This is a genomic window from Lentilactobacillus farraginis DSM 18382 = JCM 14108, assembly GCF_000583655.1.
Classification (GTDB): Bacteria; Bacillota; Bacilli; order Lactobacillales; family Lactobacillaceae; genus Lentilactobacillus; species Lentilactobacillus farraginis.
Genome location: NZ_BAKI01000010.1, coordinates 1 through 25,211, shown reverse-complemented (window position 1 = coordinate 25,211; position 25,211 = coordinate 1). Strand labels below are relative to the sequence as shown.

The 25,211-nt window shown below is 43.4% G+C and carries 16 protein-coding genes and 3 pseudogenes; 3 read left to right on the top strand and 16 right to left on the bottom strand.

The features are described 5' to 3' along the window. Positions 1-6: 6 nt before the first annotated feature. The 10 genes and pseudogenes from rsmA to trpS all read right to left on the bottom strand — a co-directional run bounded on the left by rsmA (position 7) and on the right by trpS (position 10,419). Positions 7-897 carry a 16S rRNA (adenine(1518)-N(6)/adenine(1519)-N(6))-dimethyltransferase RsmA gene (rsmA, locus tag JCM14108_RS05425; RefSeq protein WP_035179029.1) on the bottom strand — a complete coding sequence of 297 codons (891 nt, stop codon included), beginning with the start codon at positions 895-897 and terminating at the stop codon, positions 7-9. Further along, positions 890-1,456, bottom strand: a complete 567-nt coding sequence (rnmV, locus tag JCM14108_RS05420) for a ribonuclease M5 (RefSeq protein ID WP_035179027.1) — start codon at positions 1,454-1,456, stop codon at positions 890-892. The genes rsmA and rnmV overlap by 8 nt, the downstream gene beginning before the upstream one ends. Next, positions 1,443-2,228 (bottom strand): TatD family hydrolase, encoded by a 786-nt coding sequence (locus JCM14108_RS05415; protein WP_035179081.1) that lies wholly within the window; start codon positions 2,226-2,228, stop codon positions 1,443-1,445. The genes rnmV and JCM14108_RS05415 overlap by 14 nt, the downstream gene beginning before the upstream one ends. A gap of 98 nt (positions 2,229-2,326) precedes the next feature. Further along, positions 2,327-4,353, bottom strand: a pseudogene (gene metG, locus JCM14108_RS05410) (methionine--tRNA ligase). 138 nt (positions 4,354-4,491) lie between these two features. Then, positions 4,492-5,340, bottom strand: a complete 849-nt coding sequence (locus JCM14108_RS05405) for a DUF72 domain-containing protein (protein ID WP_035179025.1) — start codon at positions 5,338-5,340, stop codon at positions 4,492-4,494. Between the two features lie 32 nt (positions 5,341-5,372). Beyond that, a complete protein-coding gene (locus tag JCM14108_RS05400) occupies positions 5,373-6,089 on the bottom strand; it encodes an NAD-dependent protein deacylase (RefSeq protein ID WP_035179023.1) in 717 nt (238 codons plus the stop codon). 24 nt (positions 6,090-6,113) lie between these two features. Then, positions 6,114-7,085 carry a hypothetical protein gene (locus JCM14108_RS05395; RefSeq protein ID WP_035179021.1) on the bottom strand — a complete coding sequence of 324 codons (972 nt, stop codon included), beginning with the start codon at positions 7,083-7,085 and terminating at the stop codon, positions 6,114-6,116. Continuing rightward, the gene (locus tag JCM14108_RS05390; RefSeq protein WP_035179019.1) at positions 7,078-8,346 is read right to left on the bottom strand and encodes a hydroxymethylglutaryl-CoA reductase, degradative; all 1,269 of its coding nucleotides are present in this window, start codon (positions 8,344-8,346) and stop codon (positions 7,078-7,080) included. Before JCM14108_RS05390 ends, JCM14108_RS05395 begins: the two co-directional genes overlap by 8 nt. A gap of 109 nt (positions 8,347-8,455) precedes the next feature. Beyond that, positions 8,456-9,379: a Ppx/GppA family phosphatase gene (locus JCM14108_RS05385; RefSeq protein ID WP_035179016.1), complete on the bottom strand. Its 924-nt coding sequence runs from the start codon at positions 9,377-9,379 to the stop codon at positions 8,456-8,458. Positions 9,380-9,402: 23 nt separating this feature from the next. Beyond that, on the bottom strand, positions 9,403-10,419 hold the full coding sequence (gene trpS / locus JCM14108_RS05380) for a tryptophan--tRNA ligase (RefSeq protein ID WP_035179015.1): 1,017 nt from the start codon (positions 10,417-10,419) through the stop codon (positions 9,403-9,405). Positions 10,420-10,992: 573 nt separating this feature from the next. Between trpS and helD the strand changes: the two genes are divergently transcribed. Both helD and JCM14108_RS05370 read left to right on the top strand, forming a co-directional pair. Beyond that, the gene (helD, locus tag JCM14108_RS05375) at positions 10,993-13,311 is read left to right on the top strand and encodes an RNA polymerase recycling motor HelD (protein WP_035179012.1); all 2,319 of its coding nucleotides are present in this window, start codon (positions 10,993-10,995) and stop codon (positions 13,309-13,311) included. A gap of 258 nt (positions 13,312-13,569) precedes the next feature. Next, positions 13,570-14,547, top strand: coding sequence for a polyprenyl synthetase family protein (locus JCM14108_RS05370; RefSeq protein ID WP_035179010.1), 978 nt, complete (start codon positions 13,570-13,572; stop codon positions 14,545-14,547). A 111-nt stretch (positions 14,548-14,658) separates the two neighbouring features. Here the strand turns inward: JCM14108_RS05370 and JCM14108_RS14810 are convergent. From JCM14108_RS14810 to JCM14108_RS05340, 6 genes and pseudogenes are all read right to left on the bottom strand, one after another. Continuing rightward, a pseudogene (locus JCM14108_RS14810) lies at positions 14,659-15,944 on the bottom strand (NAD(P)H-dependent oxidoreductase). 15 nt (positions 15,945-15,959) lie between these two features. Then, positions 15,960-16,571: an NADPH-dependent FMN reductase gene (locus JCM14108_RS05360; protein ID WP_035179008.1), complete on the bottom strand. Its 612-nt coding sequence runs from the start codon at positions 16,569-16,571 to the stop codon at positions 15,960-15,962. 433 nt (positions 16,572-17,004) lie between these two features. Next, entirely contained in the window at positions 17,005-18,759 is a 1,755-nt protein-coding gene (gene cydC / locus JCM14108_RS05355) for a thiol reductant ABC exporter subunit CydC (RefSeq protein WP_035179005.1), read from the bottom strand. Then, complete coding sequence (cydD, locus tag JCM14108_RS05350; protein WP_035179004.1) at positions 18,759-20,486, bottom strand: thiol reductant ABC exporter subunit CydD; 1,728 nt, start codon at positions 20,484-20,486, stop codon at positions 18,759-18,761. The genes cydC and cydD overlap by 1 nt, the downstream gene beginning before the upstream one ends. A 190-nt stretch (positions 20,487-20,676) precedes the next feature. Then, complete coding sequence (gene cydB / locus JCM14108_RS05345) at positions 20,677-21,690, bottom strand: cytochrome d ubiquinol oxidase subunit II (protein WP_035179001.1); 1,014 nt, start codon at positions 21,688-21,690, stop codon at positions 20,677-20,679. Then, positions 21,683-23,149, bottom strand: coding sequence for a cytochrome ubiquinol oxidase subunit I (locus JCM14108_RS05340; protein WP_035178999.1), 1,467 nt, complete (start codon positions 23,147-23,149; stop codon positions 21,683-21,685). Before JCM14108_RS05340 ends, cydB begins: the two co-directional genes overlap by 8 nt. 357 nt (positions 23,150-23,506) lie before the next feature. On the opposite strand from JCM14108_RS05340, the pseudogene JCM14108_RS05335 reads away from it, so the two are divergent. Next, positions 23,507-25,146: pseudogene (locus JCM14108_RS05335) on the top strand (FAD-dependent oxidoreductase). Positions 25,147-25,211: the final 65 nt, after the last annotated feature.

Below are 25,211 nucleotides of genomic sequence, written 5' to 3'. Positions count from 1 at the left end.
AAATAATTATTTTAATAAATTAATTTTATGAAACGCATTCGTTAGTGAAACGAACTGAGAAACCGCCAGCTGTTCCGGTCGGTCTGCGGGATTAATCGCCAGCTGTTCAAGCACCGTTTTTATCTGATCTTTAATTGCCGGCTGCTTACCAAAGACACCCAGCAAATTATTCCACAGCGTTTTGCGCTGATGCATAAAGCATCCCCTGACAAAACCGATAAACCGCTTGTGGTTAAATGGCTGCTCGGCATCATCTTGACGCGGTGTGAGTTTCACAATCGCCGAGTCTACTTTAGGTTGGGGAATAAAAGCCGTTTTGGGCACAATAAATGAAAGCGCCACATCATTTTGCTGTTGAACAATCACAGACAGTGAGCCGTAAGGTTTGGTTCCCGGCTGGGCATTCAAACGATCCGCCACTTCTTTTTGCATCATCACCACAATCGCGTCAAACTGCACTGGATTAGCCAATAAATCCATCACAATCGGCGTTGTAATGTAGTAAGGCAGATTTGCGACCACCTTTAGCGGTGTGCCCTCGCCGAAACGCTCCCGCACGATTTCCGGTAGATTGGTTTTCAAAATATCCTGATAGATAATATCAATATTTTTATATGGTGCCAAAGTTTCAGCCAAGACCGGCAGCAAATTTTCATCTATTTCAAACGCCAATACCTGCTTGGCGGCCTTGGCAAGCTGTTCGGTTAAACTGCCGATACCGGGGCCAATTTCAATCACGTTATCCTGTTTAGTCAGCGCCGCAGTCGTAACGATATGCTTCAAAATATTTAAATCAACCAGAAAGTTCTGGCCCAAACTCTTCTTTGCAGAGAGCCGATAGCGGTTTAAAATTGCTTGGGTCCTGGCAGGAGAACCGATTTCCGGATAATTATTCATTTGCTTTGCCCCCATTTATTTTTTTGACAGCTTCACGAAATTGTTGGTTGGTAATGCCAAACATCCGCAGCCGATGCTGCAGTTGTTTACCATTAACATAACCAATCCCCAGAATTTCACCTAACGCTTCCCGGCGACTCTTAGCATCCGGATTTCCCATCAGCCCATTTTTCATTAACGTTTCACGACTAATCAATTCCTCGGCGCCAGTATCCTCCGTGTAAACGTGACGGAGCGCTTCGCGAATCGCTTCGGCACTGGCATGCTCAACGCCCAAAGAGCCGTCAGAGCGTTTGGGAACGCCCTGTGCCCTGGTAATAAAAGCGTGCTTGGCGTTGGGAACTTCTGCCGAGATTGTTTTTCGGATTTTCTCACCCGAAAAATCAGGGTCCGTAAAGACAATAATTCCCCGCGTTCGGGCAACCTTCTTAATCAGCGCCATGGTTTCTTCCGGGATTGCAGAACCCCTGGTTTCAATTGTATCGGCATCCACTGCTCTTAAAATCTGTTTAGTGTCGTCCTTTCCTTCGACGACGATGACTTCTTTAATTTTTTTCATTATCCTCAATCCTAAATAACCGTAACGTATTTTGATAGGTGTGGGCCGCAATTACATCCGGGTTCACATCGCAAAACCTGGCAATTGCTTCCACCGTATACAATGTATAAGCCGGCTCATTTTGCTTTCCTCGAAGCGGTTCCGGCGCCAAATATGGCGCATCGGTTTCAACCATCATTCGGTCAAACGGGGTTTGCCTAACCGCTTCATGAACGTCACGGGTCTTTTTAAAACTCGCCACCCCACTATAAGAAACCGACATTCCCAGATCCAGAAATTTTTTGAGCCATTCCGAATCGCCATTAAAACTATGCATCACCCCGCCAATTTCATGAACCGCCAATTCTTTTAAAATGCTGTAGGTATCCTCAAAGGCATCCCGATTATGCACGGAAATCGGCAAATGTAACTGCTTGGCAATCTCAATCTGTTCTTTAAAAACCCGCTTCTGAACGGCACGTGGTGAAATTGTTTGATGATAGTCCAAACCAATCTCGCCAACCGCCACTACTTTGGGGCTTTGCAACTGTTCAATCAGCAGGTCCCGCTGCGCATCATGAAAATGAATGGCGTCTTCCGGATGCCAGCCAATAATCGAATACATGTCAGGATACTTGGCACTTAGCGCCAGTGAACGGTCATTTAAAACCTGGTTTGAACCAACATTAGCCAGTTTAACAACGCCCAACGTTTTGGCATGGCGGGCATAATCCTCGGCTTGAGGATAAAGCTGATCATCATTCAAGTGGGTATGTGAATCAAAGATTTTCATCATAAATATAATTCCTCATTTTGCTTACATTTGTAAATCACAAAAACGGACCGTTTTCTTATCAAATGAAAAGATGAGAAAATCGGTCCATTTATAACTTATTCCAGCGTTAAACCATTTTCAAGATGTGAATCGACGGTTACCAATTCGACATTACCATCCTTATGTTCAACTGACAGTAACATACCTTGCTAACCTGGCCCCGCATCTTTCGTGGTTTCAAGTTCGAAACAATAATCACTTTTTTACCAATCAATTTTTGATAGTCCGGATACCACTGCGCAATTCCCGAGAGGATTTGGCGGTCGCCATCATCACCCGCATCCAATCGGAAAGCAAGCAGTTTGTCCGCGCCCGCAACCTTTTTGACATCCAGAATTTCCGCTACTTTAAGCTCAATTTTTTCAAAAGCATCAAAACGGACCGCTTTCTTGGTCAGTTTCAAGTCGGTTTCTTCCGGATTAAAACTCTTTTCAGCGGCGGCTTTCATTGCGGCTCGACCTTTCGCTTTGGTGTTGGTAGTCATTTGGTCTTTAATAAAGGCCACCTCTTCATCAACATCCACCCGTGGAAAAATCGGGGTCCCTTTTGAAACCGTCTTGGCACCTGCAGGTAAATCAGCCAACTTGAGATTCTTTAAATCAATGTCCTCATCCAAGCCCAGTTGTTGAAAAATCTCCTTTGGCGCGTGCGTCATAATCGGACTGATTAATTCAGCGATCACTCGTAAACTGGCCGCCAAATGAGCCATTACTGCGGCTAACTTTTCTTTATCGGCATCGTTTTTAGCCAAAACCCATGGCTCAGTCTGGTCAATATATTTGTTGGATTGAGAAACCAGCTTCCAAACTTCGGATAAGGCATCTGAAAAATGTAGCTCATCCATACATTCTTTAAAGCCGGCAATCGCCTGCTCACAGACCGTTTCCAATTCTGCATCAAAATCGGTCACACCCGGCTTAAAGGCTGGGATAACACCGTTTTCATACTTATTAATCATTGAAATGGTTCGATTCAACAAATTCCCAAGATCGTTGGCCAAATCAAAGTTTACCCGGTCGACAAAGTCTTCCGGCGTGAAAATCCCGTCATTAGCATATGGCATTGCCCGCAGCAAATAGTAGCGCAAAGCGTCCAAGCCATATCGATTCATCAATGTTTCCGGATAGATTACATTGCCCTTGGACTTGGACATCTTGCCGTCCTTCATTAATAACCAACCATGTCCATACACCGTCTTCGGTAGTGGTAACCCAAGCGCATGTAAAATAATCGGCCAGTAAATCGTGTGAAATCGAACAATTTCCTTACCAACCATTTGAACGTCGGCCGGCCAGTACTTCTTGAAGTTACTATCATCACTGCCGTCATACCCCAATGCCGTAATATAGTTTGAAAGAGCGTCTATCCAAACATAAACGACGTGCTTGGGGTCTGATTTAACCGGCACGCCCCAATGGAAAGTTGTTCGGGAAACAGCCAGGTCTTCAAGCCCCGGGTCAATAAAATTCTTAATCATTTCATTCATTCGGGTAGCCGGCTGAATGAAGTCAGGATGGTCTTGATAATATTGTCGCAGCCAATCTGCGTACTTACTCATTTTAAAGAAGTAGGATTGTTCGTGAACTAATTGGACTTCATGACCACTCGGTGCTTTACCACCGATTACCTTACCGTTATCGTCCCGATAAACTTCAGCAAGCTGACTTTCAGTGAAATACTCTTCATCCGAAACCGAGTACCAGCCGGTGTACTCACCAAGGTAAATGTCCCCCTGGTCCTGTAGTTTCTGAAAAATATCAGCAACGGCTTTTTCGTGATAATCATCCGTTGTCCGAATGAATTTTGTGTTGGAAATTTCCAACTTTTTCCATAACGCCTTAATCCCTTTTGCCATCTTATCAACGTAGGCTTGCGGCGTCATGTTTAGTTTATCTGCTTTTTGTTCAATCTTTAAACCATGTTCATCGGTACCGGTCAGGAAGAACACATCGTAACCCATTGCCCGTTTGTATCGGGCAACAGCATCACAAGCAATGGTGGTATAGGAGTTTCCGATATGTAACCTGCCGGAAGGATAATAAATTGGGGTTGTAATATAAAATGTTGGCTTACTTTCTGCCATGAAAGTACCTCTTTTCCAATCGTATTAATCTATGATTCTTTGATAATATTACCATCAAGTATAGCAAAAAAAAGTAGTGGGATGCGAGAATTGCCGGAAAACTTTGTGCCAAAAAAGCAGCCGTTTGCCAGCCATTTTTTAAAATAAGTCCATTTGCAGCGGTGACAGCCCAGTGAAGGAAATACCAAGCAGCTGCTTTAGTGTTAACGCGTTGTCAGCCGCATCCCGGCCGGCATTGTTATTGAAAATCACACAAACTTCATCGGTCTGCTTTTGAAGCTTGAGGATAACCGCCTTTAATTGGATTAGTTCTTCTGTCGAATACCGATACAGCGTGCGTTTACGACGCCAATCACCGGTAGTGTCCGTCCATCCCTTAATGTTTCGGCCGTGAAGCCGCAGCATGCAGAGCTGCTTGCTGGTAACCACCGGCTCGAAAGGCACCCCCATATTAGTGGTGTGCGGCTCGTCAGCAATGACCAGATCCAAACCAAGTTCCCTGAAATAATCGGCCACATCATTTGAAATTCCTGCCCCGTACCATGATGGATTCCGAAACTCTACCGAAATCGGATATCCCGCCATCAGTGTCCGAATCCGCCGAAGATACTCGATTGTTTCGACCTTCCTGGCAAAATATGGCGGAAACTGAAAGAGAATGGTTTTCAGCTGCCCTGCTGCCACAAGCGGTGCCACTGCCCGCTTGTAAGCTTTAAATTCAGACAACCGCTCTTCGCCGCCCACGGGATTATCCGTCCCCTGATCGTGCATTGTCATGACCCGATTTGCTTTCAAGATAAATTGAAAGTTATCCGGTACCTGCTGCTGCCAATGCTGAATGACTGTCGTTTTAGGAATGGCATAAAACGGCGTATCCAATTCAACAACCGGAAAATGGGCACTATATTCCGATAACCGAACTTTGCGTTTGGCATGATCAATCAACGCGGGATGCTCTGAAAAAGTGGTCAAGCCTATCGTGATCATTTTGTCACCTCACCCTCCAAACGGATTTCTGGTTAAGCGTTGACTTTTAGATCGTTAAAGAAGTCAACTGCGTTCTCTTTAATCATCGTAAACGGAAATGTGAAGCTCAGCTGTTCCTCATTAATTGCCAAAACATGGGCATTTTCGCTTCGATAGTCAATCAAACCGGCAAATGGATAAACGCGCATCGATGTGCCGACAATGACGATCAAATCGGCTTTCGAAACTGCTTGAATACTTTGAGAAATCGCACTTGGATTTAATCCTTCCCCGTAAAGCACGATGTCAGGTCTTAGGATCCCACCACAATTGCGATGATACATACTCTTCAGATACTCACGATAGTCCACTTTTTTTCGACATTTTTGACAATAAACGTTGTACAAATTCCCGTGAAATTCAACAAGATTTTCGGTATTTGCCTTTCGATAAAGGCTATCGATATTTTGCGTGACAACAACCGCATCCCGCTCCCGAGTGAAAGCAGCCTGTCGTTCATGAATGACATTGGGCTTGGCATCAGGATAATACATGTTGGACTTTTCATACTGATAAAAAACCTTGGGTTCGTCACGCAGACATTCAGCGCTTAAATAATATTCAGCCGGTTTATCCGATTTATCGTTTGTATATAACCCGTTTTTTGAACGGTAATCCGGGATTCCGGACGCGGTTGAAACACCGGCTCCCGTCAGGAAAACAATCTTTTTCGCGTTATCAAACAATGTTTGAATTTCTTGATCAATCATTGATTCCACTCCCTTATTAAAATTCTACTCACGTTCAATATAGGGCATTTTCAGGCTGTCGAACAGTTCTTTAACGGTTTTTCCATAAATTTCTTTAAAAAATTCGGGATTATCCTGTTCGCCCTTTGGATTTGCCAATACGAACGAATTTTGATCGTCCACCCGATTAAACCCGACATAGGCCCGGGTATTACTGTTGATTTCAATCAGTTCGGAATGAAAAACTTCAAATAACTGCTTTACTTGTAAATTAAGCTGTCGTTTTGAAAGAACACTGGTTAACGTTGTAAATTCGGTATTATGAAGTGGCGGCAATTCCCACTGTTTCAATTGTTCATCAAAGGCTTTGAACAATTTGATAACGTTTCGCCGCAAACCAAACGGTGAATCAGTCGGCTTTTTGGTAATCACCTGATAGAGCTTTTCGGCTGCCGCAAGCGAAACCGGAAAGTCCTTTTTTAATTTATCGGCAACCTGATCAAATTTATCGCCATAAAAGACCATTGCATCCAATAAAGTCATTAACCGAAGCGTCATTTGATCATCCAAGGGATCCGGTTCCGGTTTAATAGTCGCGTAAACCCCCTTTAAATACATTTCCTCAATATCGTCATCAATCAATCCATGCTTGCGCTGTTCAGAAACAACAACAAAGTGAGAGACGATATCATATAACTCGGTTCCCATCATTTTAAGCTGATCATCCAAATCGGCATTACCAGTTGTTAACGAGAAGAAGACCTGGGGAAAACCTCTCAAAACCATCAGCAGGTGCAGTAATTCATGGGAAGCCGTGTAATTAGGCGCGCTGAGGTCCGCAATCTGAACAATTACATTCTTGCCGTCTTGAACGACCTGGGATTGATCATGCCGAACGTATCCGGCTTGTAGCTTTCCTAAAAAGGTGACGGTGACAGTCCCTGGGAAAAAATGATTTACTGCATCAATTAGACTGTGAACCTGGTCATTTAATTCGATATTAATTTCGTTATCCATTACTGTTATCCTTCTTTCGTAATTCTTTAAGAATCTGCCGAACAGCTTGGGCACTTGGCCGCGGCATTTGCCGCAAGCGGGCAACCACTGCCGGCAATTCAGCTTCCACAGCACCGTTAGCCATTGCTAAAGAACGTAATTGTAAGTTCATATGCCCTTTTTGAATGCCGTCAGTAACCAACGCTTTTAGAGCTGCTAAATTCTGAGCCAGTCCAAGTGCCGCAGTCACCGCCATTAATGTCTGGACGTGATTGACCTGCATCATCTTTTTATTCACTGCCGCAAGCGGTAAAACGCTGGTAGCACCACCAACGATTCCCAAAGACAACGGTAGTGTCATTTGGCCGACCAGGTAATGGTCTTCAAGCTTCCAAGTACTTAACCCTTTATAACGGCCATTCCGTGCGGCAAAAGCATGAGCCGCGCTTTCAACAGCCCGCCAATCATTACCGGTAGCCATAACAACCGCGTCAACCCCATTCATAATGCCTTTATTATGAGTAACAGCCCGCTTTGGATCCAACTGGGCCACCGTAGCGGCATCGACAATTCTTTCGGCGGTTTTCTTTCCAATCACTGCTGATGCACCCAACTGGTCAAACGCAACTTTTCCCGTCACCGTCACCAAACTTTTATCAGCAATGTTGGAAAGAATAGCCATTGTTACCTGAAAAGCCAGCGATCGCAAATAATCAGCGACTGCTTCCAGCATTGTATTCATTAAATTGGCACCCATTGCTTCACCGGGATCAACAGTTAAATCAATCGAGAAAAACTGCTCATCCAGCTGCCGAAGCGAAAGCGACCTTGCACCGCCGCCGTGCTTTAAAATTTGGGGATGACTATCATTGGCAATTTTAATCAACTGAGATTGGTAATCCGTAATCAGTCTGGTTAGTTCATTTTTATCAGCCACGTCTTTAAGGATTATTTGACCGGTTAAAAGCCGCTGGTCGATTTTAGCTGCAATGCCGTCGCCAGCCGCCAACAACTTGCTGCCGTTACTGGCAGCCGCGATTACCGATGGCTCTTCCGTAACCATTGGTACCAGGTACCGGCGGCCGTTTACCTTGAGATTAGTGGCAATACCTTCCGGCAGTGCGTAGTCTGTTAAATAATTTTCGATCAAATGATTAAAGATCGGCTTGTTTTCGCTTTTCAAGGCCGCTGTTTCAGCCTGACTCAGGCCCGCAAATTCAGCGAGCATTTCTCGTCGCTGCTGATAGGTTTTTTGGTAGAAATGCGCCCACTGAGAATCCATTTAATCCCTCCGATTTTGCCCATATAGGCAACAAAAAGCTGGGCAGGAAGAAGTCCTGATGCCAGCCTTTTATCTTGTTTGCGTAACTTACAGTCTGTTTAAACTTACTTTATTTTTTGGCTTCCACAAATTCGGTAATGATGCCTTCACGAACGCCACTTTCAGAAAACAGAACTTTTCGCGTATCGACCTTTTCCATCAAGACCATCAGAGGCAATAAACCACCGACAATAATATCTGCGCGGTCACGTTCCAAGCCCTGAATTTGGCGGCGGCGCTTCACATCACCCCGCAGCAAATTGAGATAGGTCCGATTAACCTGTTCATAACTCAAATGATAGCCGTGAATCGCATCGACCCATTTCATCCCCTGACGCGTCCTGTTAATTCTGGCCAGTGTTCGATTAGCACCGCCCAATAAAACCAGTGGTTCACGCTGGGAGTGTTTTAACCATTTAATTCGGGAATAGACTTTTTGAATATGAAACTGGGCATTAAACAGATCCGCTCCTGAAACAGTATTAGTCAAATGAAACCGTTCTGAAATATTGACGGCCCCGATGGGAATGCTGGTCAGATTTTTACTTCGACCACCAACTACTCTGATTAATTCACAGCTGGCGCCACCAATGTCAAGAATCAGGCAATTTTTAATTCCTAACCGGTTAATCACCCCAAGATAATCATAGTACGCTTCCTGAACGCCCGAAAGAACCCGGATGGTGATTCCGATCCGGCTTTTGACTTTTTGCAGAAAAGCCGTCTGGTTTTTCGCCTGTCTAACAGCAGCAGTCGCAATCCCGATAACATAATCTGCCCGGTATTGCTGATAAATAGCTTTAAACTCGGCCAGTGCCCGGATTGTTCGTTCCATCGCCTGGGGCTGAAGAACCTTTGCCCGGCCCATTCCTTCCGATAGTCGACTGTCATTTTTGACCCGTTTTATTTCGCGATAAGTACCGTCTTCTAAGATTTGGTTAATGGCCATTCGAACCGAATTGGAGCCAATATCCAAAATTACAAGGTTTTGCATCCCTGCCATCCTTTCCGGCAGTTCTAGCCAAAGTAATTGATACCAATTGCATCGCGAACTTCTTTAAGGGTTTGGTTGGCAACCGTATTTGCATACTCGCTGCCCTTTTTAAGAATGTCATAAACACCGGCGATGTCTTTCTCATATTGATTCCGGCGTTCACGGATCGGCTTTAACTCAGCTTGAAGCACCTCATTTAAGTACCGCTTAATTTTAACATCACCCAGACCACCATGTTGATATTGGGCCTTTAGTTCGGCAACCTTTGACTTATCCGGGTCAAAAATATCTAAATAAGTAAAGACGGTGTTGCCTTCGATTTGTCCGGGATCCGCCACGTGGATGTGGTTGGGATCTGTGTACATTGACATCACCTTTTTAGTGATTGTATCTTCATCATCCGAAAGATAAATAGCGTTGCCCAACGACTTACTCATCTTGGCATTACCGTCTAATCCGGGAATTCGCCCCATTCCCTTTGGTGGAAAATAGCCTTCCGGTTCAACAAGAATATCTTGTTTATAAATCGAATTAAAAGAGCGCACAATTTCACGGGTTTGTTCAAGCATTGGCTCCTGATCGTCACCAACCGGAACCGTTGTTGCTTTGAACGCGGTAATATCGGCAGCTTGACTGATTGGATACATTTCAAAACCAACAGGAACACTTTGGCCAAAGTGTTTTTGCTTAATCTCGGTTTTAACTGTTGGATTTCGGTTTAATCGGGAAACGGTGACCAGGTTTGAATAATGCTGCGTCAATTCCGGTAAAGCAGGAATTTGGGATTGAACCAGAATCGTCGACTTCTTTGGATCAATGCCGACTGCCAGATAATCCAACGCAACTTGAATCAGACTGTGGCGAATTTTTTCCGGGTCACGGGCGTTATCGGTTAACGCCTGCATGTCCGCAATCATGATAAAAGTTTCGTAGTCACCTGAATTCTGTAATTCAACCCGATTCTTCAGTGAGCCAACGTAATGGCCGATATGAAGTTTGCCGGTTGGCCGATCTCCTGTTAAGATAACTTTCTTTGCCATTTTACAACTGTCCTTTCAATGTTCGAGTTTCAACCCACCCGTTTTTCGAAAAAACGCCCTATTGATTGCACAATAGGACGCTTAAACGTGGTACCACCTAAATTGTAACTAGTTGTAAGTGTAGTTACCTCTCTAAGCGATACGGGTGCTACCCTTTAAAAGTTTACCAATTCGTTTCGTCATGGTTATTTTCAGCAGGCATAACCTCTCTGTCAGCGACGATTCTACTCATCTATTAATAACATTTTAATTTTACTGATAAATGTAGGAAATGTCAAAGGACCCGGCCACATTTATCCCCTTATTTTAAGAATGAAACAATTCAGCAGTCTCTTTAACGCATTCAATTGACAGACGGCCAAAATCAAACTAAAATTGTGCAAGCGTTAAGATAAGATAATGTCAAAATTACGCCCGTTTTTGACGTTAAAAGAAAGCTGTCGAAAACATCTTCCGGCGACTCAATTTGATCGCTTTAAATTTGAAAATCATATTGAGATTTCATTCAATATGATTTTCATCAGACGGCTCGCATTCATTACACAGTGCAGTAACAGACTGGAGGAACCTTTTTTGGAAAATAACGAACAACAAAAAGAACAACAACGGGTTGACGAGGTTATTTCAAAGATCAGCACCAAAATAACCAGTACAGAAAACGAGTATAACCGAGCCCACACCGAAACCAAGAAGGTTCAGCAAACGTACTCTGACAATACCTCCGTCAACTATTTTGAAGTGGATGACCGAATTGAAACCAGTGCCGAACTGCAGCAGCAGCGGGGACTGGTCTCTCGATTAACTGAAAATGAAAGCATCCTAAAACGCCAGCTTGCCACAATGAAAGATTTGAAAAGATCACCTTATTTTGGCCGAATCGATATTCGTGATGATGACCAAACTCAAGACGAAAAGTTATATATCGGCATCGCCTCTTTCGAAAACGAAGATGGTGAATTTCTGGTCTACGACTGGCGGGCACCCATTTCAAGTATTTACTATAATGGTACCCTTGGTAAAGTTGCTTATGAAACGCCAATGGGCGAACAGCAGACCACGTTGACCAAGAAGCGCCAGTTCCAGATCGTCGATGGCCGGATTCGCAACATGTTTGACACCAACGAAACAGTTGGCGATGAAATGCTGCAGACGGCTTTGGGTGCCCAAAACGACGAATACATGCAAAATATCGTGGCAACTATTCAGCATGAACAAAACGACATTATCCGCGATACCAAGAGTCAATTACTGGTTGTCCAGGGCGTTGCCGGTTCCGGCAAAACCTCGGCTATTTTGCAGCGAATCGCCTTTCTGCTTTACCATAGCCGGGATACCTTGGAAGCGGATCAAATCATTCTTTTTTCTCCAAACAAACTATTCAGCCACTACATTTCGGAAGTTCTGCCAAGCTTGGGCGAGCGCAATATGCGACAGGTAACCTTTGACGAATTTATTGACAATCGGTTAAAGGGGCTAAACGTTCAGAGTTTATTTGAACGTTACGAAACCGATGGCAGCTTGACGTCCCAGCAAAAAGCCGTTCGTGAGTTTAAAGAATCGGCAGATTTCATGAACAAAGTTGAAAATTACTGTCAATCACTGACACCTTCCGAAATCAAGTTCAGTGACATTATTTTCAACGAAACGGTTTTCTTTAGCAAACACGAGATTGCCCAGATTTTCGCCTCTTTTCCGGCAGCGATGTCGGTTCCCGACCGCTTCTTAAAAACCAAGAATGCTTTGATTAAACGCTTGAAGCGCCGGATTATAACAGAAACCAAAGCAGATTGGGTCAATGAAGAAATCGACCAGTTAAGCGAAGAAAAATACCATGATTTACTGGGAACCAAACGATTACGGGACTTTCAAAACGAAGATGATGAACGCTTCTTCATTGCCAAAAAAATTGTAACTGCCAGACTACAGGTTGTTTACGATGCAATTTTTAACAACAATTTTTTAGATCCCTATGTTCAGTACGCGGCTTTTCTCAAACGGGTGCCACTGCCGGCTGATGTTAAACAAAGCGAATGGCAGCACACCATTGCCGATTTTAATCAAAATATCGAGTTTCATTCGATTAAACTGGATGATTGTGCACCACTCCTGTATCTGCGCGACTATATCTGTCAAAGCGGTCAAAATAATACGATGAAATATCTGTTTGTTGACGAAATGCAGGATTATTCGGTTGCGCAATTGAAGTATCTCAAATACGCCTTTCCCCAGACTAAATGGACATTACTGGGAGACAGTGAGCAGGCCCTCTTTAAAGATGTTGAACAGCCGCAGCAGATATTACACAAATTAAACGATGCTTTTCATGTCCGTCACTCACGACTGATCAGCTTGATGCGGTCCTATCGCTCAACCTACCCGATTACGACCTTTGCAAAATCAATCCTGCCAAACGGTGACGATATCGAAGCTTTTAACCGTGACGGCGACATTCCCGAACTAATTGTTTCACCGGATACCGACGACGCAACTGATCAAGTATTAAAAATCATCGCGGAGCAGCGGCAAAAATACGCGACCGTCGCGATTCTAACCAAGAATATGGCTGAAGCCAAACTGGTCTATCGGTTGATTCATAGTCAAACCGGAGCAGTTTTGCTGAAAGACGCGGATCGAACCTTGCCAAAAGGCATTCTGGTATTGCCGATCTACCTCGCAAAGGGATTGGAATTTGATTCGGTCATTGCTTGGGATACATCGGAAACCAATTATCCAGATAAGGGATTATTGGGAACCCTCTACACGATTATTACCAGGGCGATGCATCATCTAACCCTGATCAGCATCGGTGATGTAACACCATTAATTTCTGATGAGTCCCTTAAAAACAGTCAAATTAAAATTGAGCGAACACTAAAAAATAAAAATGTCTAGCATGATAAATCATTAAACGAGACTGAGCAAAAGTAATTTTGTTCAGCCTTTTTTGTGTAATCACGATTATTGCTAAGCAAAACCGTGCGCCGAAAGGCAACCTCCTGTCACGCTTGTTTGCAACAATTCAAATTTTATGATTGACGAGCCGCTGATTGCGATCGACTAAATTGTTACAACTTTAATTGACAAGTGCCGATGTAATTTGTATCTTAGTAAAGGTAGTTAAAATTTTCTTAAGACTTGAGGTTATAACCTATGGTTCATCGAATTTGGCGTCAATTTCCACGTATTCAATTAAAATTAATTCAACTCGAACCGTACCTGCTAAAAGCGGTTACGCTATCAAATCAGCCCGTACACGCAAAAATTCTGGCGTTGCTGAAATCTGGCGGAAAACTTTTACGGCCGGGATTCTTTTACATATATTCCGACTTTGGCGACCGAATTGCCGCCGATCGGCTTCGGGCCGGAGCTGCGGCAATTGAGTTGCTGCATGTAGCCACGCTGATCCACGATGACGTGATTGATCAATCTCCATTACGAAGAGGCGTTCAAACAATTCACACCCAATATGGGCAAAAAAATGCCATTTACGCCGGTGATTACTTATTCACCTGTTATTTTGACCAGGTCTTAAAATCAACCCATGATCCACTTGATCTCCAACGCCACATTGCTGCTATGCAAACAATTTTAAATGGCGAATTGGATCAGATGACGTTCAACTATCGGCAGGACATGTCCAAAAGTGATTATTTTCATGAAATTACAGGCAAGACAGCCGAGCTATTCAAGTTGAGTTTCGAACAGTCGGCAATTCTAACGCATGCGCCTGAGGAGATTGTTACATTGGGTGGCCAAATTGGGCTGGCAATCGGCCAGGCTTATCAGATTCTCGACGATATCCTGGATTATCAAGGCGATGCCAGCCAAACTAAAAAGCCGGTGCTCGAGGACCTGCAATCCGGTGTCTATACATTACCGCTTATCTTGGCACTTCAAACAGCTGATAAGCAACTATCGCCTTTATTAGCTAAAAAGCAGGCATTGACCGAAAATGATATTTTGCAAATTCAAAAAATCGTTATTGCCTCCGGCGGTCTGCGGCAGGCTCACGAGATTGCCAATGAATTAACCCAAAAGGCGTTGGGCTTGATTGAACAGCTCCCGGAGAAAGGGGCAAAAAAGACGTTAGCCAGTCTTACTAAACTGTTGCTGCAAAGAACACAATAACTGCAGGATGAATGTCCTTGGACAGTACTAAAAAAGCGTTTCATCAAGATTCCTAGTGAACTTGATGAAACGCTTTTTGTCAGCTGTCTTGAAATGACCAACTCGGTTTAATTAGCTTTCAGAAGCCCCCGTGGTTGCGTCACTACCGCCTTCAGTGGCGGTCGACGGTTCCTCGGGCTCGTCATTTGATGAAGCACCGGTCTGAGCGTCCGCTGAGCTGTCAGATTCGCTGTCATTGGCCGAAGCCCCGGTACTGGCATCTACTTTGGCATTCGGGTCAGAAACCAGTTTCTGGCCGGTTTTGCTAAGATACCACTTGATAGTCGGCATGAGATCCACGACAAACTCATTAATGCCGACATACTCCCCTTTTTCATTATGCATGGCTTTATAATAATGCATAATATACTTGTCCGGACCATTCCCGGGCACCGGCATTTTGACAATGTCCGTTTTACCGGTTCTTAAGGCGTGAATGACGTGCTTAACTCCCTTAATAGCCCGCTTGGATGAACGAGCGACAATGGGTCACCAACTTGTCCCGGACGTCTTGGCGCCAACATTTTTTTAGTATCCGTCATCTTATTGTAATAAATAAACTGGTTATTGCTATCAGCATACGTAAGTTCAATTGGCATCGAGTTAAGGAAATAATTCAATTGATCAACTGTTAGCAAGCCACGATCCAGTTTAACATAAGTGTTACCATCAACCGCGTGAACTTTTTCCGCTGCTTTTTCAACCCAGTCATCTGCTGCCATATCAACATCTTCAATCGTGGTTGAAATTTTTCCGGTTGCATTCAAATCTTCGCTGTCAGCAGCGTCGTCATTACCGCCACTCGCTTGGTCCATCGTGTTAATAACTTTTACAAATTTCAGGAATTTCTGAAGGGTCGATTCAAGAAACGCCGTTGTTTTGTCGTCCTTCAAATTGCCATTATCATCAAAGGCTTCCTTAACGTTGGCCAAGAGAAACTCGTTACCAGGAAAAACGATTGCGTTAACCCCGGGAGCCTCCAAAATTTGCCGTAAATTCAATTGCGCTCTTGATGACCCCTGTTCGTAATAAGAAGCGCCCACAATCATAACCGGCTTATTTGAAAACGGATGAACTTTAAATGACAACCATTCAATTACGCTTTTTAAGGCAGCAGTAATCGTGTGATTATGCTCCGGCGTTGCAATGATAACCCCATCCGCACCAGAAATTTTTCGATTTAAATATTGAATTGCCCCACTATTGGTTTGATCATTGTCCTGATCAAACATGGGAATATCCTCAATACCTAAAATTTCAATATCAACTAATCGACTGAAATGGTTGGCAATAAACTGCAATAAAATTTTATTATAAGACTTATCTTCGACCGTCCCGGCAATTCCTACTAATTTCATAAATGCGCACTCCCTTTACTTAAAATCTTCTGCATCAATCTTTTTTACTTCTTCTTTGTCTACCTTCAGCGTATGCCAAAGTTCCTTTGAAATTTCAACAAACTGTTGGTAATCCGCAAACAGTGCGTCTAATTGCTTCACTTTATCTTTATCCGTTAAGTTTCCCTGATCGTCAAAAGCTTCGAGAACGTGGCCAACCAAGTATTCGGAACTCGGCATAACCCGGGCACTAATCTCAGGCGAATCCAACATCTGCCGCAGATGCGCCTGCGCTCTGGAAGTTCCCAATGAGCCAAAAGAGGCCCCGATAATCATGACGGGTTTATCCAACAAGGGATGAATGCCGTACGAAAGCCATTCCAAAGCATTCATTAATACCGCCGGCACAGCGTGATCGTACTCAGGCGTACTAATAATAACGCCATCGCTGGCATCAATTTTTTTAGCAATCTCAATTGCCCGTGCCGGTACCTGCTTGTCCTGGGGTTTGTTAAACATCGGCAGGCCCGAAACTTCGATCAATTCAATTTCAGCCTGCTTTTTAAAATGCCGTTTCATAAACTGCAACAATTGTCGATTGGTTGACTGCTTGGTGTTTGTCCCAACCAAACCAATGTATTTTCTCATCAAAAATCATCCCTTCGCTGATGTTGATTGTATTTCTGAACTGCCAGGCAAACCTTGCCAATTCGCCATTATCATAACATAGTTGCCATTATAATTTGATCACCATTTAAATCATTTTTATAAATGATTTATTTATCGAATATCAAAATATAATATTATTATATATCATTTTGGGATAAATATCACTAATCTACGATAAATAAATTAAAAATCCGTTTGTTCTTAATTCAACTTTATCATTTAAATCATCTTCAACGGCCGTTTTCAAGCGTGTAGAATCGTTTTCTCACCTTAAATAAAGATCAAGCTTAAATCAACAATTGTTTTGAAAAAAGTTTCACAACTGTTAAAAATGAAAAACACCGGTCATCAGCTATTTAAAGTCGTTTAGAACCAGTGTTTTGTCCATCCCAAAATACAATTTTCTCATGAATTAATTATTGGAAACCGATTTTCCCCGATCCAAGTCATATAATTGTCTAAAACGCGCTTCGGTTTGATAGAGCGTTTCGGGCGTTCCCTGCATATCAAATCGGCCAGCTTCCAGGAATCGAACTTGATCGACGTGCTTAATCCCCGCCAAATGATGTGTGACCCAGATAATCGTTTTATCTTTTAGTAATGCGAAAACCTGGTCAAGTAACCGCCGTTCCGTAATCGGGTCCAAACTAACCGTCGGCTCGTCAAGAATAATAATCGGCGCGTCTTGTAAAAGAATTCTGGCCAGTGAAAGCCGTTGCCGCTCACCACCAGAGAATCGTCTACCGGCTTCCTGAACGTGCGTCTCGTATTGCTCCGGTAACGATTCGATTAGGGACTTTAACCCAACTGCTTCGATCGCTTTTTTTACATCATCGTCTGAAGCATTTATGTTTCCAAGCCGGACATTGTTCATAACTGTCGTGTCAAAAAGGTAGGGCTGCTGATCAAGAATGCCGAATAATTCGGCGCGGTTTTTCTGCAAAGCACTTACCGGCATACCGTTAATCATCACTTTTCCGGCCGTTGGTGTCAGATCCCCCACCATCAGCTTTAAGAGGGTGCTTTTACCGGTACCACTCGGCCCCAGTAAAGCCACCTTCTCACCCGAACGAACCGTCATCGAAATATCATTCACAACTTTTCGATCACCATCCGGGTATTTAAAAGTTAAATGATCGATTTTCAAGGCTTCAAAATTCCCCGATAATTTCTCCTGCGGGACCTCTCGGGGCTGGTTTTGATCCAACTGGTTAACCCGCTTGATAGACCGCTGATAAACCGGCCATTCGCTCATTCCCTGACTCATATTTAAAAACGGTGAGACTGCCGGAAAAATAGCCAGTGCAAACGCGGCTATCCAGTCAGCCGCGGCCTTGGAACCAGTTAATGATTGTCCGCTCCAAATAAGTAATACCAAGACCGATAACAATACCAAGACTTGAACGAAAAACGAGCGCCACCATTGATAAAAATGATCTTTCCGTCTCAATGCTGCAATTGCCTTGATCGGCTTTTCCTGCAGCTTCATAAAGTCATGATATCGACCGGAAATCAGCCAGTCCCCCAAGCCCAAAACTTCATCCGTCAGGTTTGTGTAAAATTCATGCTGAATTTGGTGCTGCCGAAATTCACGAACACCATTTGTGGCTACCGAAGCCAGTGGCATAATAATCACGATAATGCCCAATAAAAGCACAAGCAGCAAACTGACAACCCAGTTAAGACAACCAATTCCAATGACAACGAAAAGGTACAGCAGCCAGCCGATAACCATTGGAAAAACGGTCCGAAGATATAAATTTTCAATATGATCAATATCATCTGCCAAAATGCTTAGAATATCACCAGTTTGGTGAGAACGTTGAATGGTCGTCGCTTTTCGTTCGACTGTCTGATACAACTTTTTTCGAAAATCGGAAACAATCCGTAAAACCCAGTTGTGGCTGGTCAGCCGTTCAATGTATCGAAAGACCGGTCTGGCAATTCCAAAAGCCCGTGCCAAGACCACCGGCACATAAATGTAAATAATGCTGGAAGGCCGCCTGGCAGCTTCGCTAATTAAGTACCCGGAATTAAACATTAACGCGCCACCGGAAAAGAACGTCATAAATCCCAAAAAGAGAACCAAAATCAATAAGCCTTTATATTTTCGCAAATAAGGCATTACCCAAGTATCATGTGCGAATGTTTCTCTTAGCTGCTTCATTATTCTGTTGCCCCCATTTCCGAACGCAACTTCACATACTCACCATTTTTGGCCGTTAGTTCGGCAGGTGTCCCCTGTTCAACAATTCGGCCGTGATCAATAACCAGGACGTAATCCATTTCACCAATCCAATGAAGTCGATGCGTCGCAAAAAATACCAAATGATTGTCAAACACCGGTAAAATATCCTGCTTTAAGGCTGCCTCAGTTTCAATATCCAAATGCGCGGTCGGCTCATCGAATAACAAAACTCTACGATCCGGATCCAAAAACGCTCGAGCAAGGGCGATCCGTTGTGCCTGGCCACCACTGACAGTTCTGGCACCCTCACCAATCATTGTGTCCAAGCCATCCGGTAACGTCTTAACCCACGCTGCCAAACCGGCCCGCTTAACAGCATTATTAATAGCTTCGGGCGTCGCATGGTCAACATAAAAGGCAATATTTTCGGCCAGCGTTGCGTGAAACAAATACGGGTTTTGTGGAATGTAAAGAAAATTCTTTTGCCAAGCCTGCTGGTTCAAATGCGGCAGTTCGTTGCCATTAATTTTGATCCGATTCTTTTCATCCGGTGCCAGAAAGCCGCCAATTAAATTAATCAAAGTTGATTTTCCCGAACCGGAAGCACCGATAATCCCGATCTTCTTCATACCTTTAATCGTTACCGAGAGATCTTTTAAAGCCGGCTTTTCAGCTTTGGGATACGTATAAGACACTTTATCCAATTCAAGTGTAGTATCCGGTTGCCAAGTAAAGTCCTTTAAAACTTTGGTCTGCTTCATCTCCGGTTCACCCAAAATTTCCAAAACAGCCGACAAGGCATTTTTGCCGTTTAAAGTAGCGTGATAATCATTGGCAAAGTTTCGAATCGGTAAAAAATACTCGGGTGCCAGCACCAAAATCGTTAACGCCGGCAACAGCATTACCTTACCATCCAGCAAATCAAATCCAAGAAAAACGGCAACCACCGCAATCGACAGCGTGGTAAAGAAGTCGAGTGCAAAGGTTGATGTCAATGCAATTTTCAGTGTCGACATCGTTTCTTTCCGATAAGATTCACTGACTTTAAAGACGTTATCCGCATAACGCTTGGAAAGGCCCAGCTGCTTTAACGTCGATAATCCCCTTAGTGTATCCACAAAGTGGTTTGAAAGTCGCTGATAGCCCTCATATTGCCGGTCAGCTTTACTTTGTGCCGCCAACCCTAAGATAATCATAAATAAAATGATAACCGGAAAAATAATAAAAAGGAAAATAGCCTGTTCCCATCTTAGAAAAAGGACGTAGAGCAGAATTAACCAAGGTGTTATTGACATATCCAGAATTTTAATAATTACCAGCATTAAATAAGTTTGGACTTTATCAATTCCTTCCAACGCCATTGTGACAATATTACCGGTCCCCTGCTTTTCAATTTCAGCCGGCCCCAGATGGAAAATTTTAGCCATTAGCTGTTCCCGCAAGTGACCACTGGTCTTTTCGACAAACGGAAAAAAGACCCGATTTTCCGCAACGGTTAAAAGATGTCGACTTAAAAAAGCTGCCGCAAAAATGACGGTCGGCCAAAAAATTGTTTTTAAAGGTTCCAGATTCCAAAGATTAACAATGGCAACTGATAAGGACCTTGCCTGAAAAATGATTGACACGGCTTGGATAAATACCAAAATCCCCAGGATTCCAAGATAGCGCCTCATTCCCGGCATCGCCAACAAACGTTTATCGATCAATTGATTCACTCCCCCAATTTCATTAATTACATTCTCTAGTATAGTGAATAGTTGCACACAATGGAACCGCTCAAATTAGATTTCTATATTTTCTGATTAATGGTCTCACAAAAAAAGCGACTGAAGCGGAAGAATAAATCCCCTGCTTCAGCCGCAGTTTAACTAATTCAAAAACAATTTAAACGCAAATTTATGAAGCTGTTTGTTTTGGCGAACGCAACCGCTTGTAGAATATCCAGTAACTCCAGATAAAGTAAACCAGCACAATCGGTAGGATCGAGAATGTAATAATTGTCATTAAGTGCAACGTATACGGCGTACTCGAAGCGTTCTTGATTAAAATCGAGTTAACGTTGTTCTGACCAATCATGACCCGTGGGAACAAACCATTAAAGATCAAAACAACCACGCTAATCAGTGATAGGCCACTGGCTAAAAATGATGCCCAGTCGTGGGAAGCACTGGCGCCCCACCATGCAATCAGCGTAAAGATAACCAACGCGATTAAAATGCCCCAAGTGCTTACTGGTTTCCTATCAAAGAAATCAGTTGTCAAATACAGTAAGATTACGAAAACAACTTCACCGGCCAGTAAAACCGGGTAAAGTAATTTACTCCAACTCTCGGCCCGTTTCCGTAAACCACCGCTGGTCTTCAAACGCAGGAAGTTTAATCCATGAATGAAGCAAAGCAATGAGACGGCAACACCGCCAACCAATGAGAACCAGTTGACATAAGTAGTGAATTTACCGTAAATGTTGCCTTGCGCATCCAATGGCACGCCTTGAATCATGCTGGTGAACATCATGCCGAAAAGAAATGCCGCACAAAAACTGCTGATCGAAGCCGTCCATTCCCAAAAATTACGCCAATTTTCAGTCTGCATATTTGCCCGAAATTCAAAGGAAACCCCTCTAAAGATAAGGGCAACTAAAATCAAAAACAGAACAATGTAATAACCCGAAAACAGTGACGCATACCACATTGGAAATGACGCAAACATGGCACCACCGGCAGTAATCAGCCAAACTTCATTACCGTCCCAATGAGGACCAATCGTTTGGATTACCACGTCACGCTCATCACGATTTTTCGCGAAGAACCGAATTGACATGCCGATACCAAAGTCAAATCCTTCGAGGAAGAAGAAGCCGCTGAACAAAACACCAATCAATAAAAACCAAAGTAACTGTAGATTAGTCATTATGAGCCGCCCCCATTTCGTAAGGATCTACATCGGAAGACTTTTCCGGCTTACTTGAGTAGCCATCAGTCAATACCGAATCAGGCCCGGCTTTGAGAACCCGGTGACTCAAAATGACCATAACGGCGCCCAATGAAGCAAAGATCAAGAAGTAAACGATATTGGTGAATAAAAGTCCGACAACCGTCGACGTTGGTGAAACCGCATCGGCAATCGTTAAGAGCCCATAAACAACCCATGGATAACGACCAAATTCCGTTACGAACCAACCGGCAGTATTTACGATAAACGGCAGCCACAGGCAAATTCCCATAACGTACAGGAACCAGCGCTGCCGCATAATCGCATTGGATTTTTCTCGATTCAGCCACAAACCGATAATTGCAAGCAATCCGAATAAGCCGGCAGAAACCGCCATAATTCTAAAGCTCCAAAATAGGGTTCTGGTTGGTACATAGTAATCCTTGATCTTTCGACCTTGGGTTGTCCCATCATATTTAGCCTTTAATTCTTTATTAACCTGATTTTGACCCTTAATCGTGCCACTCAGTTTATGGTAGCTTAAAATATTCAGGACATATGGAATATCAACCGACCACTTAGTCTGATGATTCTTTGTGTCAAAGCCGGCAATCGGCGCCCAGTTACCTTTATTTGTGGAATTTTTATAAAGGCCTTCCATTGCGGCAAACTTCATTGGCTGGCTATTAATCAGGTAACGGGTCTGCGTATCACCAGACCAAACGGAACCCAAGCAGGCACATAGGCCCACAATCAAGCCAACCTTTAATGACTTTCGATAGAAGTGCTCATGATCCTTCTTAAGTAATCGCCAAGCCGAAGAACCCGCTACTACAAAAGCCGCTGTTAGAAAAGCACCAAAGATAACGTGTGGAAATTCATTCCATAACTGGCGATTGGTAACAACCGCCGAAAAACTCGTCATGTTAACCCGGTGCGTCTGTGAATTAATCACGTAGCCAACCGGATTCTGCATAAAACTATTTGCGGCCAAAATCCAAAGAGCCGATAGTGTTGATCCAAAAGCGGTCAACCAAATAAATAAACAATGAACAACTTTGTTGAATCGATCCCAGGTAAACATCCAAAGGCCGATAAACGTTGACTCCATAAAGAATGCTGCCAACGCTTCAATTGCCAATGGTGCACCAAAGATATCACCCATGAAACGTGAATATTCCGACCAATTCATCCCGAATTGGAATTCTTGAATGATACCGGTAACAACACCTACAGCAAAACTAAACAGGAAAATTTTTCCCCAAAATTTTGCCATATTCTTGTAAGTCTCATCCTTCTTAACAACGTAAACCGTCTCCATAATCGCGACAATAAATGCTAACCCAATTGAAAACGGCACAAAGAAGAAGTGAAACACCGTGGTCATCGCAAATTGAAACCGTGACAACCCTAGTACTGACAAACCAACATTCAACATTGCTGTATCCCCCCTCAACTAATAGTTTATGAGTACTCCCCATATACGTCTATTGTATCTATTGCGCATTGATTATTCAAATAAAAATAACAAATAAGCATGAATATTTATTTATGTCTTGTGAAACAAAATTGCTGATGACCTAATTAGTCTAGAAAACGCTTAGATTACCAACTTATGAGCGCTTGTGAAAAGCAAACGCTCATTTTTTTGATGTTTTGAAATGGCATTCATTAGACAATCAGCCGCTGTACTTTTATAATATGAGTGATAAGAATAGGTTATGCTATTATTCATTTGCTTATATATTTTTAATTGCTTAACTTATCGTCAAAACTTTTTAAGGGGGAATTAATGATGGCCAAAAATATCGTTATTATTGGGGCTGGCTTTTCTGGGGTGTATGCCACCAAAAAATTGGCTAAACGATTCAAAGGAAATCCAGAGGTGCACATTACGTTAATCGATCGTCATTCTTACTTTACGTATATGACCCGATTACACGAAGTGGCAACCGAGCGGGTAGAACCCGACAGTATTCAGTATGACCTGCAGCGAATTTTTCATAAGCAAAAAAACGTGCAATTAATTACTGATAATGTCAGCGAGATTGACAAAGAAAATAAAAAAGTGATTGGTGAAAACGGCACCTATCCGTTTGACAGCCTACTGATCAGTATGGGTGGCGAGCCCAATGACTTCGGGACACCCGGTGTTAAAGAGAATGGCTTTACGCTCTGGTCAATGGAAGATGCAATTACACTGCGGGATCATATCAATCTGATCATCCGAAAGGGTGCTTTGGAACGCGATCCGAAAAAGCGTCAAGCCATGCTGACATTGGTCGTTTGTGGTTCCGGATTTACCGGTGCCGAAACCGTTGGTGAATTAATTGACTACAAGAAAGTCTTGGCTCGGGAAAACAAAATCGACCCAAGTGAAATTAAAATCATGCTGGTCGAAGCCGCACCCACTATTATTAACATGCTTGACCGAACCAATGCTGCGCATGCCGAAGCCTACTTCAAGAAAAACAACGTGAGATTCGAACAAAATCCATGATCACCAAAGTTAACCCTGATTCCGTAGAAATTAAGGATCAGGATCCGATCGCAACAAACACGTTGATTTGGACAGCCGGTGTTAAAACCAATCACATTGCCGATAGTTTTGGTATTGAAACCGGTCGGGGTGGCAGGTTGGTCACTAACCAATATCTGCAGGCTAAAGGTTATGAAGACAAGAGTATCTATGTTGCTGGTGATGACGCCAACGCAACTGAGGAAGGTGCCGAAAGAGCCGTTCCACAAACCGCGCAGGAAGCTGAAAACGAAGCAATTGTCGTTTCAACGAACATGGCAGCCGATATTGAAGGCAGTCAAAATTACATGCCGTTTAAAGATAAGAATATGGGCTTCACCGTTTCTTTTGGTGCTTACTATGGGATTGCCCAAGTCTTTGGCGGCAAGCGGGTTCGTGGCTGGATTGCTACCATCATGAAACACTTCACCAATATTATGTACTTTATGCGGATTCACTCCGGTTACTTCATGTTTAAATATATTTTAGAGGAATTCTTCCGGGTTAAGAATGGCCGAACCGTCTTCGGTTACAACACGTCCAAAAGAAGCAACGTTCTGTGGAGTGTTCCGTTAAGGCTGTTCTTCGGTTTGGCACTCTTCCTTGACGGGATGGCCAACATAAATAATTATGTCAGCTTTCTGGTTACCGACCATCCCGGATTGGGGATTGTTGAAGTAATTCTTGGTGGCTTGATCTTCTTTGGCTTATTTACCTGGCTGGCCAATCTGGCTGTCATTTGCCTCTTCTTCTTTGGGATGCTCACTTGGACAACAACGTGGACCTTATTTGTTGCCATTGCCTTAATGAATGGCGCTGGTCGTTCCTTTGGATTGGATTACTGGTTCGTTCCGTGGTTGCAAAGAACTTGGGGCAAAGCCCGTTATGGGGTCCCACAATCAATTTATAAAAAATAATTAATCTATCGCAGTATAAATTAAAAAGGGTCGATCCTCATTATCAGGATCAACCCTTTTTGGTT

Coding starts and splice junctions, on each gene's coding strand:
- JCM14108_RS05360 (WP_035179008.1), bottom strand. CDS start 16,571: ATGAGAAAATACATTGGTTTGGTTGGGACAAACACCAAGCAGTCAACC.
- rsmA (WP_035179029.1), bottom strand. CDS start 897: ATGAATAATTATCCGGAAATCGGTTCTCCTGCCAGGACCCAAGCAATT.
- trpS (WP_035179015.1), bottom strand. CDS start 10,419: ATGGCAAAGAAAGTTATCTTAACAGGAGATCGGCCAACCGGCAAACTT.
- JCM14108_RS05390 (WP_035179019.1), bottom strand. CDS start 8,346: ATGGATTCTCAGTGGGCGCATTTCTACCAAAAAACCTATCAGCAGCGA.
- JCM14108_RS05400 (WP_035179023.1), bottom strand. CDS start 6,089: ATGATTGATCAAGAAATTCAAACATTGTTTGATAACGCGAAAAAGATT.
- JCM14108_RS05340 (WP_035178999.1), bottom strand. CDS start 23,149: ATGTTGAATGTTGGTTTGTCAGTACTAGGGTTGTCACGGTTTCAATTT.
- rnmV (WP_035179027.1), bottom strand. CDS start 1,456: ATGAAAAAAATTAAAGAAGTCATCGTCGTCGAAGGAAAGGACGACACT.
- JCM14108_RS05370 (WP_035179010.1), top strand. CDS start 13,570: ATGGTTCATCGAATTTGGCGTCAATTTCCACGTATTCAATTAAAATTA.
- JCM14108_RS05405 (WP_035179025.1), bottom strand. CDS start 5,340: ATGATCACGATAGGCTTGACCACTTTTTCAGAGCATCCCGCGTTGATT.
- JCM14108_RS05415 (WP_035179081.1), bottom strand. CDS start 2,228: ATGAAAATCTTTGATTCACATACCCACTTGAATGATGATCAGCTTTAT.
- cydB (WP_035179001.1), bottom strand. CDS start 21,690: ATGACTAATCTACAGTTACTTTGGTTTTTATTGATTGGTGTTTTGTTC.
- JCM14108_RS05385 (WP_035179016.1), bottom strand. CDS start 9,379: ATGCAAAACCTTGTAATTTTGGATATTGGCTCCAATTCGGTTCGAATG.
- JCM14108_RS05395 (WP_035179021.1), bottom strand. CDS start 7,085: ATGGATAACGAAATTAATATCGAATTAAATGACCAGGTTCACAGTCTA.
- cydC (WP_035179005.1), bottom strand. CDS start 18,759: ATGAAGCAGCTAAGAGAAACATTCGCACATGATACTTGGGTAATGCCT.